At 52.3% G+C, this 18,014-nt stretch carries 15 protein-coding genes; 7 read left to right on the top strand and 8 right to left on the bottom strand.

All coding sequences use genetic code 11. The annotated features are described in order from the left end of the window. Positions 1-83: 83 nt before the first annotated feature. Complete coding sequence (locus AC13H5_RS03040) at positions 84-866, top strand: alpha/beta hydrolase (RefSeq protein WP_483546288.1); 783 nt, start codon at positions 84-86, stop codon at positions 864-866. 42 nt (positions 867-908) lie between these two features. On the opposite strand, the gene AC13H5_RS03035 is transcribed toward AC13H5_RS03040, so the two are convergent. Next, positions 909-2,147 carry an aminopeptidase gene (locus AC13H5_RS03035; RefSeq protein WP_200860057.1) on the bottom strand — a complete coding sequence of 413 codons (1,239 nt, stop codon included), beginning with the start codon at positions 2,145-2,147 and terminating at the stop codon, positions 909-911. A 113-nt stretch (positions 2,148-2,260) separates the two neighbouring features. Between AC13H5_RS03035 and AC13H5_RS03030 the strand changes: the two genes are divergently transcribed. The 3 genes from AC13H5_RS03030 (at position 2,261) to AC13H5_RS03020 (ending at position 6,327) form a co-directional block, all read left to right on the top strand. After that, positions 2,261-2,668 carry a YkvA family protein gene (locus AC13H5_RS03030; protein ID WP_034781220.1) on the top strand — a complete coding sequence of 136 codons (408 nt, stop codon included), beginning with the start codon at positions 2,261-2,263 and terminating at the stop codon, positions 2,666-2,668. 87 nt (positions 2,669-2,755) lie between these two features. Continuing rightward, positions 2,756-3,622, top strand: a complete 867-nt coding sequence (locus AC13H5_RS03025; RefSeq protein ID WP_034781221.1) for a YitT family protein — start codon at positions 2,756-2,758, stop codon at positions 3,620-3,622. A gap of 101 nt (positions 3,623-3,723) precedes the next feature. Next, entirely contained in the window at positions 3,724-6,327 is a 2,604-nt protein-coding gene (locus AC13H5_RS03020) for a putative bifunctional diguanylate cyclase/phosphodiesterase (protein WP_483546287.1), read from the top strand. Positions 6,328-6,369: 42 nt separating this feature from the next. On the opposite strand, the gene AC13H5_RS03015 is transcribed toward AC13H5_RS03020, so the two are convergent. Next, on the bottom strand, positions 6,370-8,439 hold the full coding sequence (locus AC13H5_RS03015; RefSeq protein WP_483546286.1) for an alpha-amylase: 2,070 nt from the start codon (positions 8,437-8,439) through the stop codon (positions 6,370-6,372). A gap of 159 nt (positions 8,440-8,598) precedes the next feature. Between AC13H5_RS03015 and AC13H5_RS03010 the strand changes: the two genes are divergently transcribed. After that, on the top strand, positions 8,599-9,225 hold the full coding sequence (locus AC13H5_RS03010) for a hypothetical protein (RefSeq protein WP_214797613.1): 627 nt from the start codon (positions 8,599-8,601) through the stop codon (positions 9,223-9,225). A 38-nt stretch (positions 9,226-9,263) separates the two neighbouring features. On the opposite strand, the gene AC13H5_RS03005 is transcribed toward AC13H5_RS03010, so the two are convergent. Both AC13H5_RS03005 and AC13H5_RS03000 read right to left on the bottom strand, forming a co-directional pair. Continuing rightward, complete coding sequence (locus AC13H5_RS03005; protein ID WP_483546285.1) at positions 9,264-11,297, bottom strand: heavy metal translocating P-type ATPase; 2,034 nt, start codon at positions 11,295-11,297, stop codon at positions 9,264-9,266. Between the two features lie 109 nt (positions 11,298-11,406). Further along, entirely contained in the window at positions 11,407-11,769 is a 363-nt protein-coding gene (locus AC13H5_RS03000; RefSeq protein ID WP_034781229.1) for an ArsR/SmtB family transcription factor, read from the bottom strand. A 146-nt stretch (positions 11,770-11,915) separates the two neighbouring features. Here AC13H5_RS03000 and yhfH point away from each other — a divergent pair, with 146 nt between their 5' ends. Beyond that, a complete protein-coding gene (yhfH, locus tag AC13H5_RS02995; RefSeq protein ID WP_021065246.1) occupies positions 11,916-12,074 on the top strand; it encodes a protein YhfH in 159 nt (52 codons plus the stop codon). Between the two features lie 35 nt (positions 12,075-12,109). On the opposite strand, the gene AC13H5_RS02990 is transcribed toward yhfH, so the two are convergent. The 3 genes from AC13H5_RS02990 to AC13H5_RS02980 form a co-directional block, all read right to left on the bottom strand. Continuing rightward, positions 12,110-12,454 carry a fluoride efflux transporter FluC gene (locus AC13H5_RS02990; protein ID WP_214799605.1) on the bottom strand — a complete coding sequence of 115 codons (345 nt, stop codon included), beginning with the start codon at positions 12,452-12,454 and terminating at the stop codon, positions 12,110-12,112. Further along, the gene (crcB, locus tag AC13H5_RS02985) at positions 12,451-12,858 is read right to left on the bottom strand and encodes a fluoride efflux transporter CrcB (RefSeq protein ID WP_138859989.1); all 408 of its coding nucleotides are present in this window, start codon (positions 12,856-12,858) and stop codon (positions 12,451-12,453) included. Before crcB ends, AC13H5_RS02990 begins: the two co-directional genes overlap by 4 nt. A 90-nt stretch (positions 12,859-12,948) precedes the next feature. After that, positions 12,949-14,151: an ornithine--oxo-acid transaminase gene (locus tag AC13H5_RS02980; protein ID WP_029596085.1), complete on the bottom strand. Its 1,203-nt coding sequence runs from the start codon at positions 14,149-14,151 to the stop codon at positions 12,949-12,951. Between the two features lie 156 nt (positions 14,152-14,307). On the opposite strand from AC13H5_RS02980, the gene AC13H5_RS02975 reads away from it, so the two are divergent. After that, positions 14,308-16,350 carry an EAL domain-containing protein gene (locus AC13H5_RS02975; protein WP_483546284.1) on the top strand — a complete coding sequence of 681 codons (2,043 nt, stop codon included), beginning with the start codon at positions 14,308-14,310 and terminating at the stop codon, positions 16,348-16,350. A gap of 41 nt (positions 16,351-16,391) precedes the next feature. On the opposite strand, the gene AC13H5_RS02970 is transcribed toward AC13H5_RS02975, so the two are convergent. Next, on the bottom strand, positions 16,392-17,795 hold the full coding sequence (locus tag AC13H5_RS02970) for a basic amino acid/polyamine antiporter (RefSeq protein WP_034781238.1): 1,404 nt from the start codon (positions 17,793-17,795) through the stop codon (positions 16,392-16,394). Between the last annotated feature and the right edge of the window lie 219 nt (positions 17,796-18,014).

Raw genomic sequence — 18,014 nt, 5'->3', positions numbered from 1 at the left:
CGGTAGGTAGTCAAATGTGCGGATTGCATTCCCCGGTTCCACCCGGCAAAATGGAGACAGTGAATGGGAAAGGAGCGCTTTATATGCTTGAGCAATTCAGCTTTACGTTACCGACCGAGACGACACACGGACGGAAACGAATCGTCCGTGTCTATCGTCCCGACTTTGTTTCGGCTGACGAGCAGATCCCGGTCCTCTATATGCACGACGGTCAAAACGTGTTCGACGGCAAGACCGCCACAATCGGCGAAGGTTGGTCGATCGACCGCCACATCGAGGACTTACAATTGCCGCTCATGGTCGTCGCCATCGCGAGTGCCCCAGACTGGCTCGACCGCTACGATGAGTATTCGTTTTATGAGGATGAGATGCTATACCGGCGGATTGGACCGGAACTCGCCAAGACACGGCCCACGCTCGGGGGTAAAGGGCGTGCTTACGCCGACTGGCTCATGCAAGAGTTGAAGCCGTGGATTGATGAACGCTACGCGACCGACCCGGACGACGTCGGCGTGATGGGCAGCTCGATGGGCGGGGTCATCTCGCTCTATATGATGACGGCCTATCCGTCCATCCGGCGCGTCGGCTCGCTCTCGACGGCCGCTTGGGCTAATCTCGACTCCCTCATTCGGGAAGTGAAGCAGGCCGATGTGACGGCGCGTCTCTATATGGACATCGGGACGAACGAGACGAGCGGACCGATCACGCCCGAGGATTACCTTTATACGAATGCGAAACTCGTCGAGACGGTCGCGCGAACAGGGGTCGCCTTTCGCTATGAGGTCGAGCCCGGTGCCGTCCATAACGAGATCGCGTGGCGGCGTCGGTTACCGAACGCCCTCGCCTTTCTCTATGAATTGACATGAAAAAAGAGACGAATTCCACGAAGGGATTCGTCTCTTGCTTGATTAAATGACCCAGTTGCCGTCACGCATGATGGCTTCGCGTGAACCGTCTTCGAGTTCGCCGTCGATGTTCATCTCGGCCGAGCCGATCATGAAGTCGACGTGTGTCATCGAGTCGTTCGCACCGTTCTCGGCGAGCTCTTCGGCTGACATTTGCGGTCCGCCTTCGAGACATGTCGAGTACGCGCGTCCGAGCGCCAAGTGGCACGATGCGTTTTCGTCGAACAACGTGTTATAGAAAAGGAGACCCGAGTTCGAGATGGGTGAGTCGTCCGGCACGAGCGCGACTTCTCCGATACGACGCGCCCCTTCATCGAGGTTCAACAACTCATCGAGTGCCTGTTGTCCTTGTTTCGCTTCCGCCTTCACGACTTTCCCGCCTTCGAACCAGAGCGTGAACCCATCGATCAAGTTGCCGCTATAGCTGAGCGGTTTCGTGCTCGACACGTGACCTTCGACCGAATCTTTATCGGCGAGCGTGAACACTTCTTCGGTCGGCATGTTGGCGATGAAATCGACACCGTCGATGTTCGGACCGCCGCCGCCAAGGAAGACGTGCTTCTTCGGCAAGCCGATCGTCAGCTCCGTGCCCGGTGCTTTGTAATGGAGCTTCGTGTACTTCTTGTTCGTGAGTAACGTCGCGCGTTCACGGAGCGATGCGTCATGCGTATCCCACGCCGCGACCACATCCGGTTGGTCCATGCGTGTCGCTTCGAAAATCGCTTTCCAAAGGGCTGGTACGGCGTCTTCACGGTCTGGGAAGACTTTCTTCGCCCATGCTTCCGAAGCGCCAGCAACGATTGACCAGCTGACATTGTCGCTCATGACATATTTGCGCCATTTCGCGAGCGCCACGCCGGCAGCACGGTTCGAGTCCGCGATGCGTGACGACTCGACGCCGTTCAGTGCGTCCGGGTCGTCGCTGACGATCGATAGGAATGCCGTCTTCTCTTCGGCCAATTGCTCAAAGCGGGCCTTGAGCCATTCCGGGTATTCTTTGAAGGCATCCGCTGGGGCGTTGAAGTAACGGACTTTCGTCGTCTCTTCGTCGCTCCAGTTGACATACACTTGTTTCGCGCCAGCCGCGTAAGCTGCTTTCACGATTTGACGGACGAGCGGTGCTTGGCTAATATCAGCTCGGACTTCGAGCTGTTGGCCCGGCTGAATGTTGACGCCTTTTTTGACGGCAAGCTCAGCGTAGCGGGCAAATTCTGCCTCAGTCGGCATGGTTACAGTAGACATATGTACAGTTCCTCCTTTTTCACTTATTTCTATTTTCTTAAATTTTCGGAAAAGTTGCAACCAAATCGCAAAAACGGGCATATTAGTAGATGAAGACAGAAGGAGGAATATACATGTCAGATTGGAAAACAACGTACACACACTTTTTAACGAGCGCGACCGAGGACTATACCGACAATGAAACATTAGGTGACCTTTTGGTCCAAGGCGAACTCGCTCTCGCTAAAGTGACGGTCGACGTCGCTTCAAACGAGATTAGCAATATCGAGCGCGAAGAAGAACTGACGCTCTACTTCCAAATGAAACAGTTACTCAACATGTTGCGTGCCGTCTATAATCACCAGTTCGAGATGCAGCCGGACAAACAACATGCCCTCGTTGCGGCCGTCTTATACTTCGTATCCCCATTCGATGCGATTCCGGACGACGCCCCACTCGGCTTATTCGATGACGCTCAAGTCATCGATTACGTGCATGAACAGCTCGCAAGCGATATCGACCGCTTCCACAACGAATTGTAATCGTTCGGCGCTTGAAATTCCTCCACCATCGGAGTACGCTTGAGTGAGTTTATTTCAAAGGGGGCGTATGGCGCCTAGCCATCATCTATGTACGCAAAATCAAGAAAACGAATCGCCGTCGAGACGACTTTGTTCATCATCGCCGGAACGATTCTACAATCGATCTTTGTCGGCTTATTGCTCAAACCAAACGAGATCGGGTCCGGGGGCATCGTCGGGATCACCTTGATCATCAACGAGCTGTTCGGTACACCGATCGGATTCACGCAACTCGTGTTGAATATCCCGCTCTTTATCGTCGGGATTAAATATCTGGGGAAACGGTTCATTCTCATGACCGGGCTCGTCGTCGTCTTATCATCTATCTTGATCGATACGTTGCCCGTGCTCATCCCGCCGACCCCGCTCGACGACCCGCTCGTCGCCTCGGTGTTCAGCGGAATCGTCTCCGGTCTCGGACTTGCCTTGCTGTTATTCGCAGGTGCCTCGACCGGTGGCCTAGATATTCTCGGGAAAGTCATTTACACGAACAACCGCAATTTATCGCTCCCTAAGATCTTTTTGACGCAAGACATCATCGTCTATATTCTCGTGTTCATCACGTTCGATATTAAAGCGGTCATGTACGCGCTCGTGCTCAGTTTCGTCCGGTCGCGAACGCTGTTGACGATTCACCGATTCTTCTCGGCACAAAAGCAGTGCTTCATCATCTGTAAGAAAGCCGATGAAATCAACCTCGTCATCAAGCAAAACTTGAAGCGTGGTGTCACAATCATGGACGCAACCGGTGGTTATTCGAACGACTCGAAGAAAATGTTGTACGTCGTCGTGCAAAACAATGAAATTCCAAAACTACGTCAAATCGTCTCCGATATCGACTCGGAAGCGTTCGTCACCGTCTCGGAAATCGATTCGGTCGTCGGTAACTTCAAAGAGCATTCGTATACCTTGTAATCGACAGCAGCTTGCTGTCGATTTTTTTGGTGTAACAAATCCATAAACAATCCGATAATAATGATGAGCCTCTTAGACATATACAGAAGGAGGTGCATGAGTTGATCAACCACTCGTTGCGCCAAACAGTCCCCGCTTTGCTCGTCGGGACCTTTTTTCTCGGCCTTTTATTGATCCTGTTCACCCCTTATGACTTGAGGGAGACGAGTTTGTTCGTCTATTTCACGGCGGTCACGCTCATCGCGACTGCCTTCAGCATCACCGCCGTCCTTCGGAATCGCGGCATGCGTCGCTACATCCATTTACTGATTAGCGCCGGAAACGTTTGTTTCATCGCCTATTTAGTCGGGCATCACTTCGTCATGTCAACTGGAATTGAGCTTATGCCGTTCATCCAAAACTTCTTTTATTTAATCATGTCGTTGATCGTGATCACCCAGTCGATTGAGATTCGGACATTGAAACTGCGAACGTTTGATATCTTCGCCTTGCTCAGTTTTCTGTTGATCGGCGCCATGCATCTGTTCATTTATTCGAGCGAGAACGGGAGCTATGCCGCCAACTTGAATGGGTTTGAAGAACAGATGGTGTTGATCAGTCTGTACATGATGCTCGGCTTTCTCTACTTGAATCGAATCACTTCGGCAGGTCAGAGCTTCCGCGTATTGTTATTGGTCGGCGTTCTTGGCTTCACGACCGCTTCGATTTTGAACCAATTGCTCATCTTCAACGGCATCGGCCACGAGTTAATTCATTTGCTTCAAGTGACGAGTATTTTCATCATTTCCATCAGTTACGTGTTTGATGAATCGACCGAGGACGCGCTCGTCCATGACTCCGTGTTCGATTACGTCGTCTATAGCACAATCGTCATGCTGTTCATGCTCGCCTCCGATCGGCTGCTCGGTACATCCGTGCTCGATTCGATGACCGCGAATGCCGTCTTGTTGCTACTCATTCGTCAGTTCGTCGTCGCCAAGCAAAATGCCTTGATCAGCCACCGCTTACATACCGTCAACACTGACCTTGAAGTCGCAGTGACGACGAAAGCACATGAGCTTGAAATTCGGGAGCAACAGTATCGGTCCCTGTTCGCCTATCATGCCGAACCGATTTTCTTGTTCGACCTTCACGGTGAAGTGTTGTCCGTAAACGAGGCCGGCAGCTCGGTGCTCGGTCATGACACAGAGACACTCATCGGTTCCAACATATTAGATATCATCGAACAAAAAGACCGGTCCGCCTATGCGACCGTATTGCATGATTTGAAGAACGGTCGCCCGCGTACGCTCGACGTCGATGTCGTCACCGAGGACGGGGCGAAGCGAGTTTGGCAGCTGATGAACATCCCGATGATTATCGACGGGGAAGTCGAAGGCATTTATGCCATCGTCAAAGACATCACCCAAATGATCGTGCAACAAGAACAAATCTACTATCAAGCAAATCATGACAGTTTGACGGGACTACATAACCGTTACGCGTTGCAAGAACAAATCGAACGGCTCATCGCCGAAGGACGACGATTCTCGCTCATGTTCTCCGACCTGGACGGCTTCAAAGAGATCAACGACCAGTTCGGCCATCATATGGGCGATGAATTGCTGCAACACATCGGCAAACGACTAAGAGGTGCCTTATTGCCGAACGAGTACGCGGGACGGCTCGGCGGTGACGAGTTCATCGTCGTCGCCGAACATGATGATGATGAGATGTTAGTCGAACGGTTGCGACGCTTCGTCTATCGCCCGCCTTACTTTATGGGCGGAACGCTCGTCGAGATCCATGCGTCGATTGGCATCGTCCGCTATCCCGACCACGGATCGACGCTCAAGCACTTGCTCTCAAACGCAGACCTCGCGATGTACAAGGCAAAGGACAAGGGACGTAATGAGACCGTCCTGTTCGCGCCAGAGCTGCGTGCGGATAAAGAAGAACGCAAGCTGTTGATGGAAGGGCTCGACACCGCCCTTGAAAAAGGCGAGATCTCGCTTTACCTTCAGCCTCAAGTCGACGCCTCGACGAAAGCCATCATCGGGGCCGAGGCGCTCATGCGCTGGCAACGCGATGGGGTCTTCATCCCGCCGAGCCAATTCATCCCGATCGCCGAGGAGACGGGCCACATCCACGATCTCGGTCGCTGGATGATCCATGAGACATTCCAATTGATGTACGCCTTCGAGCAAGGAGACATCAATTTGCCGAAATTGTCGGTCAACCTCTCCGTCCGTCAATTGTTCGATGAACATTTAATCGAGTATTTGACGACTTTGTTTGAGCGGTTTCCAATCGAACCGAGCCGACTCAACTTCGAATTGACCGAGACCGTCGCCGCCCACCATTCCGACCGGGTGTTGACACGGATCCTCGAACTCAAGGCGCTCGGCATCAAACTGTCGATCGATGACTTCGGGACCGGCTACAGCTCGCTCGCCTACCTCGTCCGCTATCCAATCGATGAGCTGAAAATCCCGCGCGAGTTCACGATGCAACTCGAAGAGAACCGGGAGTATCAAACCGTCACCGCGACGATCGTCGCCATGGCCCGACAACTTGGGATGGCGCTCGTCGCCGAAGGGGTCGAGACAGAATATCAAGAGAATTTCTTACGAAAAATCGGCTGTGATTCGATGCAAGGGTATCGCTATGCGAAGCCGATGCCGCTCGATGAGTTTGTCATCTACTACATGAAGCAGACGATGTGACAAAAAATGCCCCGAACCGGTAAACCGATTCGGGGCATTTGCTTATTTCATCTCATAAATTTTGACTTCGCCCGGCTTCAAATCGACCCACAGGTCCCAATTCTCATCGAACGAGTGCTCGGCATACGGCCATGACGTCGGTGAGTAGACCATCTCGGCGAAACGGCTTGCGTTCCAGTTACGGCGGCGCACCCCGTCGAGCGGGACTTTCCCCTGCAGCGGATGATGCATGCTCGTGTTGGCAACGACAAGGAGCGTCTCGTTCGTATCCGGACGCAGCCAAGCGAGGCCGATGAACGGCGCATCCATGTGCGTCATCGCGAGCGGTTCGAAATGACTCGGGTTGACGAGGACATCCAACCAACGACGACGCACTTCGGCAACTTGATGCATGAGTTCGATCATCTCTTCTCGTTCCGGGTGATCCCAATGGAACTGATACGCGTCGAAGAAGGCGAGCTTACCAAAGTACGGATCGGTCGGGAAGAGTTGGTACGCCTCTTCCGGTCGACAGTCGAGCCCGGTGTTCATCGGTTGCGTCTCATACAGTTCGAGCCCCGAGTTCGTCATCGGAACCCCGTTCGGCACGAAGCCGTTCAACACAGTGAGCAAGCGACTCGCTTGCCGTCCCCCGTCCCGTGTCGCCACGCGGCGCGTGTCCGCTGTTTCTCCGGCCGCGAACACCGGCAACGGTAAGAAGCGTGAGTCATAAATGAACTGGTGTGTCTCATGCGTATCGAATCGAGGTTCTTTATAGAACCCGTAGCCGATAATCATGTTATAGCCCGCCTCTTTCGCTGCCCACGCTCCGATTTCGATCAATTCTTCAGCGATGAAGCTGAAGTTGGCGTCGAGTGCGCGTGGCTGTTGAAGGATCCGTTGTGCCAAATCGACCGGCAAGGCGTGACCCATATCGATGCGGGCCCCATCGATTCCAAATTCGCGCTGGTAGTGTGGGATGATATCGGCGAGCATCGCCCATAGCGGCTCATTGATTTGATCGCCCCGGAATTGATTCGACTTGATCGAATCGAACAGAATGTACGGAGCCAAGTTCGCCTCGCTGACGTAAGGCGCTGCCGCTGTCGGATGATCGAGGAACAGACGGAAGTATGTGACGTCCGACCATGGCGGTTGCGGGTCATTGATACAATCCGAAAAAGCTGGAGCGGTCGTCAAACCGAACTCACGCTCGATGACCGCGAGCAAGTTCTCTTCCGGGTGCTCGAGCAAGTACGTCTTCACCGTCTCCCACTTGTCCGCGTCAACGAGGTTCGGCGCCATCGAGAAACGACGCAAATGCGCCCATACGTCTTCCGACCCGTAAATCATTGGCAAGAAAGCGTGCTCTGGTTTTACGTTCTCTCCGATACCGGGCACGTGCGGCGGGTGATAGTAGTCGAGTTCCGTCACCGGGATCCAATAAAACCATTCCGGATTTTCTAGAATGAGACGGTTGTCACGGGCGCATGTGCGCGGGATGACATCGATGACGACCCGAATCCCGACCATATGGCACGCCTCGACGAACGCGGCGAACTCTTCTTCGACCGTCAACCCGTCTCCCGTCAACGTCTCTTTCAGTTCTTCATCGATTCCAAAGAAGTCTTGCACGGCATAAGGAGAACCAAATTCGCCTTTTTTATTTTTGTGGCTATGTTGCGAGATCGGCAATAGGAACAACGTGTCGATTCCCATATAAAGCAAGTGCGGGATTAGCGCGAGCGTTTTGACGAACGTTCCCGTGTCCTTCATCCCGACCGAGTTTTCCATCTCGACATAACCTGAACCGTCATGATCCCATGACGTCGAGGTCCGGACTTGCATCGAATAGACGGAGGCACGCTTAATCCAATCGCCGCCCGTTTGAAGATATCCATCCGCTTGGGCGACCGACTGATGATAATCCCGTCCGTCGACCGCATGCGGGAGAATCGCTTTTTCAATCGTCTCGATTAAAAAATCGTAAGGATTGACCCGTTCGACGCCATCTCGGACAGGCTCTGAAGGGAATTGCAGGCGGTTCCACAAGGCCGGAATGTCATATTCCATGTTCGTTCGTTTTTCTTTCAAGACCTGGTGTAACTTGTGTAACGATGAGTTCTCTGGCATGTGTATTCTCCTTATGAATGAAATCGTTCCTCATTTCATTGTAAACGATAACAAGAAACGCTTTACTATATATTTATACCTTTACCCGAAATTTTCCTTTTCCAAAAAAATATTTTGCGACGAAATCGGTAAATATTGTACGATTGTATGGAAGGAGGGATGACCGTGTCCCAACAGAAATGGCTGACCTTACTCATCTTGTTATCACTTTTATCCGCGCTGATCCTTGCGGGTTTTGGGTTTCAACTTCGAGACACGAGACATCAACTCGAGTCGATTCATAGTCAACGCCTCGATTCCTATGATGCCATCGAAGAGATCATGTATTTTAACATTGAACGAGCCAACGCCATTCGCGGGTTGCTCGCCTACGAAGACCGGCGTTTTTTAGAATCGTATTACAGTATGTCCCAGCAAGCTGAAGAGTTGAAGACTTCGATCACGAACGACCCGCGCACACCGAGCTCGCTGATTGATTTGCTTTACCGTGACGGAATATGGGAGCAAGGCGCCGCCGAAGTGCTTGTCTTTTATGAGCGCGGCGATCTCGAGGCCGCGACCGAGCTAGCCGAGACGATGACCGATCAGCGCCAAACGATCCTCGAAGATTTGCGCGCATTGAAGAAACTACAGTATGAAGACATCCGCAAACAACTCGTCGCGACCGAGAATCAAATCGATGTGTTGATTCAAGCCCTCACGTCGATTGCCATCTTGCTCATCGCCGCACTGCTCGTTTTGCTGTTTCTCCTCTTCAAAACACGAAAAAAAGACCGTCTCCAATGAGACGATCCCTCGACCTCAATTTCCATTGTGAGGTCTTTTTATTTGGAATGAATGAGACGTGCGGCGTTCCCGATGGCGAGCAAGGCAACCCCGACGTCAGCAAACACGGCTTCCCACATCGAGGCGAGCCCGAAGAGACCGAGCAAGAGGAAGAGCGCCTTCATACCGAACGCGAACGTGATGTTTTGCCAAACAATCCGCCGTGTCCGCTTGCTTAATTCAATCGCTGCCACGACGTCGCGCGGAGCGTCGTTCATCAGCACGAGGTCGGCTGCCGTGACCGCTGCATCACTCCCGACGCCGCCCATCACGAGTCCGACATCGGCTCGTGCGAGCGCCGCCGCATCGTTCAATCCGTCACCGACAAAAGCGACCTTGCCGGTTGTCGCCAACCGCTCGACTTCTGAGACTTTTTGATGCGGAAGCAATTCGCTTCTCACTTCATCGATTCCAATTGCCGAACCGACGGCGGCTGCGACTTCTTGCCGGTCCCCGGTCAACATGACCGTCTGATAACCATAGCGCTTCAAAGCTTGAATCGTTTCTTGCGCATCTGGCTTCACTTGGTCTCTCAACTCGATTCGGCCGAGCCAACGGTCATTTTTGACGATATGGACGATCGTCCCCGATGTCTCCGCCGGGGTTGGATAACCCAATTTTTGAACATAGCGGGCGCTGCCGACGTAAATGCGGTTTTCACCGTCGATCGCCATCAACCCGTATCCCGGTTCTTCTTGAATCATCGAGAACGGTGCGACTGGACCCGCATGCTCGACGATTGCTTTTGCGAGCGGATGCGTGGAGGCCATCTCAACACGGGCGGCAAGCTGAAGCAACTCGTCTGTCGTCAGCTCCCCGTTTGTCACGACATCGGTCACTTCAAAGCGGCCGGTCGTGAGCGTACCGGTCTTATCGAATACGACCGTATCGACTTCGGCGAGCACATCTAAATATTCGCCGCCTTTCACTAGGATGCCCCGCCGTGAACCTGCTCCAATCCCACCGAAATAGCCGAGTGGAATCGAGATCACCAAGGCGCATGGACAACTGATGACGAGGAAGATTAAGGCCCGGTATACCCATTCCTCGAGATTTCCGACAAACAGTGGTGGAACAAATGCGACGACCGCCGCGAGCACGACGACGACCGGCGTGTATACTTTCGCCAACCGTGTGATCATCTGTTCCGTTCTCGCCTTGTTCATGCTCGCTTGTTCGACGAGGGCAATCATTTTTTGCAGGCTCGATTCAGTCGCCGGGCGTTCGACTCGTATTTCGAGCCGCCCGTCAAGGTTGACCATTCCCGCAAGGACGTCTTCCTCGGGACCGATTGGGCGTGGTAACGACTCACCTGTCAGCGACGCCGTATCCAATGAGCTCGAGCCTCGCAGCACACGACCGTCCATCGGGATCTGTTCGCCTGCTCGAACGATGATGATGCTACCGACCGCGACCTCTTCAGGACGTCTTTCTACTTCACGTCCATCTTCGAACACGCGCGCAATCGTCGGCTTCATGTTCAACAGCGATTGAATCGACCGTCGCGAGGCGTGGACGGCCCGTGCTTGGAAGTATTCACCGAGCTGGTAGAACAGCATGACGGCGACCGCTTCCGGATACTCCGCAATCGCAATCGCACCGATTGTCGCAATCGTCATTAAAAATTTTTCATCAAACCATTCCCGATGCCATACGTTACGAATTGCGGCATAGACGACGTCATAGCCTGCGACCACATAGGCAATCGCGTACACAAAGAGCGAATCGGTGTACAGACCGACGAGCAGCAGGGCGAACGCGACGCCAAACCGCCACAATAAGCGACCCGACATCGGCACTTCCGCCTCGTCTTTGACAAAATGTGCACCCGGTTCAATTCGCCCCATCGTCGCTTCGATGGTGCGGAGCGTCTTCGTGTGATCCTTCGAATCATCCCATTCGATAATCATTCGACTTGTCGCAAAATCGATTTGACAAGCGGCGACACCGTCCTCTCCCGTCACGCTTTTCTCGATTTTGGCGGCACAGTTCGTACATGTGATCCCTTCGACAGGTAATACATCTCGTTTCATAATTATCTCGCCCCTTTACATTCAAACGTTCATTTGAATATATCGTATCGCTGTTCCATCACAATTACAACCAAAAAAAGAGCCGACTGGAATCCCAGCTGGCTCTTTGTCACGCATCAATTTGTTCGGCACTGTGGGCCATCGCAATCTCGACGAGTAGCCGGACGTGATCATCGTCGAGTGAGTAGTAGACGACTTTTCCATCTTTTCGATATTTGACAAGCCCTTGCTCGAGCAACGTCCGTAAATGATGCGACGCCGTCGCGTTTGAATGTCCGATCACGGCCGCCACATCACAGACGCACAGTTCCCGTTCTAACGTCAGGACGTACAACACTTTGAGCCGGGTCGGATCGGCGAACGCTTTGAACAATCGACTGACTCGAACCGCATCTAGGTCTGTCAGTGCCCGTTGTAATACCGTCACATCTTCACTTTGAATGGCGATTGTTTCACACTGGGGTGCTTTCATCCGTCTCACCTCATTTTCTGTACTCTCATTCTAACAAAATCCGATTTATAAATCTGTTATATATTATTGTTGACTTACACACCACTGTTATAATACAATCAAACCAACATAACAGCTAAGTTACTTAAATAAAGGGGGCAGTTACAATGAATGAATGGGCAAGCCGACTTGAATCTTCCGTCGAATTTTATCGGAAGTTACCGGACAAGACGTGTCAAGAATGCGGGAAACAGATGGATGAGCAGTGCGAGTCTTACGAGAACACGTGCCCATCTTGTGCTGAAAAACTCCAACTTAGCGAATAAAGCAAATCCCTCGGAACAAGTTTCCGAGGGATTTTTCATGGCAGATGATAACCGAGATAGGCCGCCAGCAGACCAAGTACATAGGTCGCAAGCAAATACATCCCGAAACGAAGCCAGTCTTTGGCGACGAACCGCATCACTTCGAGCTTGAACGTCGAGAACGTCGTGAACGAACCGAGAAAGCCGACACCGAGACCGAGCATGAGCGTTTGGTGAACACTCGCCCCGTATAAATACCCAAGTCCAAACGAACCAGTCACATTGACGATGAGCGTCGCCCACGGGAACGCCGATGTCGTCCGGGTTTTGACGAACTGACCGACCCCGAATCGCGCCATCGCCCCGAAGAACGCGCCGATCATGATGACGAGAAGCGTCATCGTACTCCCCCCTCTCGCATGACAGCCCGATCGAACCGTCGCCGCCCAAACCAAAATCCGAGCCATGAACTAAACAGCCCAAGTCCGAGACTGAGCGTCACATAAAGCAGAGCTGAACCGAATGCGTCAGCCTCTAACAATTCAATCGTCTCCACACTGAACGTCGAGAACGTCGTAAACGAGCCGATGAACCCTGTCCCGACCGCAGTGACGACACTTGGGGAGAGACGTCCGGAACGAAACAGAAAGTGTGTCAGCCAACCGAGCGCGAAACTTCCTGATAAATTGATGAGCAGCGTCCCGAGCGGAAACAGACCGATCCAAAACGTCTCGATGCCTGTCCCGATTCCATAACGTGCCAAGGCACCGAGCGCTCCTGCCAAGCCGACGTACACATAGAGCATGGCCCCGTCTCCCTTCAAAAAAACACCTGCCGCGAGCACGTCGCGAGACAGGTGTTTGAGTCTGTATTCATTATAACAAGCGATGCGCAATCACGAAATAGCGGCTGGTGCGAACACGGCCGAAATCGCCTCGAACGCCTCATCGAGCTCTTCTTTCGTGATGACGAGTGGTGGCGCCAAACGAATCACCGTCTCATGCGTCTCTTTGCAGAGCAGACCGCGCTCTTTGAGCGCTTCACAATAAGGACGTGCCGCTTCTGTCAATTCGATTCCGATGAATAGACCGCGTCCACGTACATCTTTGATGAGCGGATTGTCAATCGATTTCAATCGGTCCATGAAGTACGTCCCGAGTTCAAGTGAACGTTGTGGCAGTTGCTCTTCCTCTAACACTTCAAGCGACGCGATCGACACGGCTGCCGCGAGCGGGTTCCCGCCGAACGTCGACCCGTGCGACCCTGGATTGAATACGCTCAAGACGTTCTCATTGGCTGCGACACATGATACCGGGAATACGCCGCCCCCGAGCGCTTTTCCGAGAATATACATATCCGGCTCCACATCTTCCCATTCGATGGCGAACCATTTGCCTGAGCGACCGAGCCCCGATTGAATCTCATCGGCCACGAACAAGACATTATGCTGCTGGCAGAGCTCACTGGCACGTTTCAAGTAACCAGCCGGTGGGATGATGATCCCGGCTTCGCCTTGAATCGGTTCGACGATGAACGCCGCCGTATTTTCAGTGATGGCCGCCTCGAACGCATCGATGTCACCGTACGGCACGACTTTAAACCCTGGCAATAGCGGTCCGAATCCGCGTTGATATTCCGCTTCTGTCGACATCGACACCGCCGCCATCGTCCGGCCGTGGAAGTTGCCCGAGCAGACGATGATTTCCGCTTGGCCTGGGATTTGTTTCACTTCATACGCCCAGCGACGTGATGCTTTGACAGCCGTTTCGACTGCTTCCGCACCCGTGTTCATCGGCAACACCATCTCTTTGTTTGTAAGCGCTGCCACTTTTTTGTAGAAACGACCGAGTTGATCATTGTAAAACGCACGTGACGTCAGCGTGATTTTATCCGCCTGATCTTTTAGCGCTTGGATGATTTTCGGATGACAATGACCTTGGTTGACGGCCGAATAGGCACTCAACATATCCATGTAGCGGTTCCCCTCTGGATCCGTCACCCAGATCCCTTTCGCTTCCGAGATGACGATTGGAAGTGGATGATAGTTGTGCGCCCCGAACTTCTCTGTCAATTCAATCACTTCTTGTGTCTTTGACATTTGATTTCCCCCTTATCAAAAAACTATCTTACTCCTTCAGTATATGATGACCGTCTTTCTTTTGACAACGACCAACTTGCCCATTCCTCGGGTTGGGAAAATAAGGTACACTGAACGTAGAGTACGATTCATTTGATGTAGATTGGAGGAAATGCTGTGGCTTCATTGCGCGATTTGCCGATTGACGAGTTCATCGATGCTTTATCTGTCCCATGCTGTTACATCAACCTCGACGGCAACGTCCTTCTTTGGAACGAGCATGCGGAAACGCTCTTCGGATGGGAACGGGACGAGGTCCTTCACCACCCACTCCCGGTCGTCCAGCACTTAGAGCATACGCTCGAGACGTGGTCGCCACTGCTCCTTCAATATCCGTTCTCGACGACGGCGATGACGCCGTTCAAACATAAAAACGGTTCGGTCGTCTATGCGACCGCCTATTTACAATCCTTCTCCATCAACGATTTCACCGGCTATTTTTTAGCCTTTTTACCGAAAGGGTTTAGTCCGCTCATCAGCACGGAACAGTTCAACTTACTCCATCATTTTCAGGCGATGATTGAGCAGTCGACTTATTATCTGGCTGCGAACGCGTATGGGGAAATCACCGAGATCAACCCGTTGTTATGCGGATTGATCGGGGCCCCCGACCACCAATTTATCGGTCGTAATTGGTTCGAGCTCATCCATCCGTCATTCGAGAATGACCCGATCGCCGAGGACGTGCTTCAAGCGCTTACGACCGACCGTATTTGGAACGGCGAGATGCCCATCCGCTCGGAACGTCATACGGCGAACACGTGCTGGCTCAATTTGACGGTCGTCCCAATCTTGAGCGAAGAAGGCGAAGTCGTGCAATATACCGCCTTCGGATTTGACGTCTCGGATAAAAAACGGCTCGAGCAAGAGGTCAACTACCTCGCCTATCATAACGATTTGACCGGTCTATTAAATAAAAAAGGGTGGCTTCGCCAATATGCCCACGTCTTGAAAACTGTCGATCAAGGGGATGGTTTGGTCCATGTCGCCTTGTTCGACATCGATCGCTTTAAAATCATCAACGAATCGTTCGGCTCCCGTGTCGGCAACGAACTACTCGTCCAAATCAAAGACCGGGCCACTCAGTTCATGCCTGAGACGAGCGTCATGTTCCATCCGTCGGGCGGTTTGTTTGGACTCCTGTTCTTTGAAGAGTCGAAAGAGGAAGTGTTCCAGTTGTTGCGCCAATTGCAACATGAACTGCAACGACCGTTCCGGATTTATCATCACTCGATCATGGTGTCGATTTCCATCGGTTGTGTCTTCTATCCATCGGCCACATCTTCATTAGAAGAACTATATACGCGTGCCGAAAGCGCCTTGTTCAAAGGGAAACGGATTGGCGTCGGCACGATTCAGTTCGTCACGAAAGACATGGACGACGCGTTCTCACGTCAAATCCATATCGAAAAAGCGCTCTATCAAGCGCTCGAGGAAAAACACTTTTATTTGGAATATCAACCAAAGTTCGAGTTGAAGACCGACCGGCTCATCGGGTTCGAGGCGCTTCTCCGTTGGCATCACGATGAACTCGGTCAAATCCCGCCGTCGGAGTTCATCCCGCTCGCCGAGGAGATGGCGCTGATCGTCCCGATTAATAACTGGGTCATCCTTGAGGCCGCCAAACAGTTGAAAGCATGGCAACGACTCGTTGATTATCCGTTGTCGATGGCTGTCAACATTTCACCGAACCAATTCCGGAGCGACAGCTTCATCAATACGCTCCGAAATATCAAGCAACAGCTCAATTTAAACCCGTCCGACATCATTCTCGAGATCACGGAAAGTCTCGTCATGCAACAGACGGATGAAATCATCGCCCGGATGAATCAAATCAAGCGGCTCGACTATCGCCTGTCGATTGACGACTTTGGAACTGGATTCTCTTCACTCCAATACTTGAAGTCGTTCCCGGTCGACGAGCTGAAAATCGATAAAGTCTTTTTAGACGATTGGCTCGCCTCGAAGTCGCACTTGCTCGATGTCATCGTCCATCTCGGCAAGAGCCTACATCTGCACGTCGTCGCCGAAGGCGTCGAGGACCAAGAGATGCTCGATCATTTGAAGCAAACTGCCTGCGATTCGTTCCAAGGCTTCTTGTACGCGAAGCCGATGCCTCCAATCGAAGTCGTTCACCTGTTAACGGGCGGAAAGCAATAAAAAAGTCATCGGACGTCTTCACGACGTTCGATGACTTTTTTTTATAGGCTGATCGTGGCCGTCCATAGTCCATAGACGCCGTACGTGGCCGCCAACAGAATGACGACCGCAATCATATATTGCAGACGGTTCAGGAACGGCCGGCCCTGTTCACGTTCGGCTATCATGAAGACGAACACGCCCGGCGCGTAAAGAATCATCGCGATGAGCATATATTCGACACCCGACGCATAGAGGAGCCATGCCGCGTAAACGGTCGCGATGCCCGACATGACAAGCATCGAGCGCGTCCCTGTGCGTCGTGCCTCTTTCCAACCGAACAAGGCGGAAAACAAGTACGGGACGAGGGCCGCAATCCCGGCAATGCTCGAGAGCACCAAATAGGTTTGTTCGGAGAAGAGTGCAATGATGGTGACGAGTTGTGTGAAGACTTGCGTGATGAACAAGGCACTCACCGGCGTCTCATTCCGATTGAGCCGATTGAACAATTTCGGGAACACCCCGTCGCGACTTGCCACATAAGAAATCTCTGTCGCGAGAATCGTCCACCCGAGCAACGCACCTGAGAGCGAGACGAGGAGGCCGATATTGATGAGGGTCGCACCGACGGGACCGACGACCGCCTCAAGCACATACGCCATCGATGGTTCCGCCAGTGACGCGAGTTGCTCTTGGGTCATCACCCCGAACGATAGGATTGAGATCATCATATAAATGACGAGTGTCCCAACCAGTCCGATCACCGTCGCTCGTCCGACATCTCGTTTATGACGGGCCCGTGATGATAAGACGACCGCTCCTTCGATGCCGACGAACGCCCATAACGTTACGAGCATCGTCGATTTCACTTGCGGGAACACCTGTGACCAGCTGAAGCCCGACTGACCCCAAAAGTCGATTTGGAATGTGTCGATCCGGAACGCGAACAAGATAAGGATGATAAATAAAAAGATTGGGACGAGCTTCGCGATTGTCGTGACGATATTGAGGAGGGCCGCTTCTCTCATCCCTCGCGAGATGATCCAGAACAGCCCCCAAATCACGATCGCGCTCATAATCAATCGAAACGACCGATGCTCTGACGAAAAGATCGGGAAGAAATAACTGAGTGTGCTAAAGATCAACGTGATGTTCGCCACCGTCCCAATCCACGCGGACATCCAATAACCCCACCCGCTGTTGAAACCGACGAACTTGCCGAACCCTTCCTTTGCATAGGCATAAATCCCGCCTTCAAGCTCAGGACGCGTATTCGCTAAAAATTGAAACACGAACGCGAGCATGACCATGCCGATGCCCGTGATCGTCCAACCGATCAATACCGAACCGACCCCGGCACCTTGCGCCATCGCGCCAGGCAAGTTAAATGCGCCTCCACCGATCATCGTTCCGACGACCATGGCAGCAAGCCCGAAAAAGCCGATTCCGGCTGATTGTCCCTTCATTCCAAACCCTCCAAAAAAAGTTGACGTCTGACGAATAACTATACATGGATAATGTATAATCATTCGATGATTTCCTTATTCTACTGAATCCAATGACGTTTAGATAGGTATTTCACTAATGTTTATATTTTCGAATAATTTAAAAAATTTTATTGCGCATTCATCTTGTTTGTAGTTTAATTGCAATATATTCGAAACAATCAGAATTTTCGGGAGGTA

The sequence above is a fragment of the Exiguobacterium sp. FD-YE-25-4 genome, from assembly GCF_057004685.1.
Note: the sequence above shows the minus strand (reverse complement) of the source record. Positions and strands in the feature narration are given on the sequence as shown.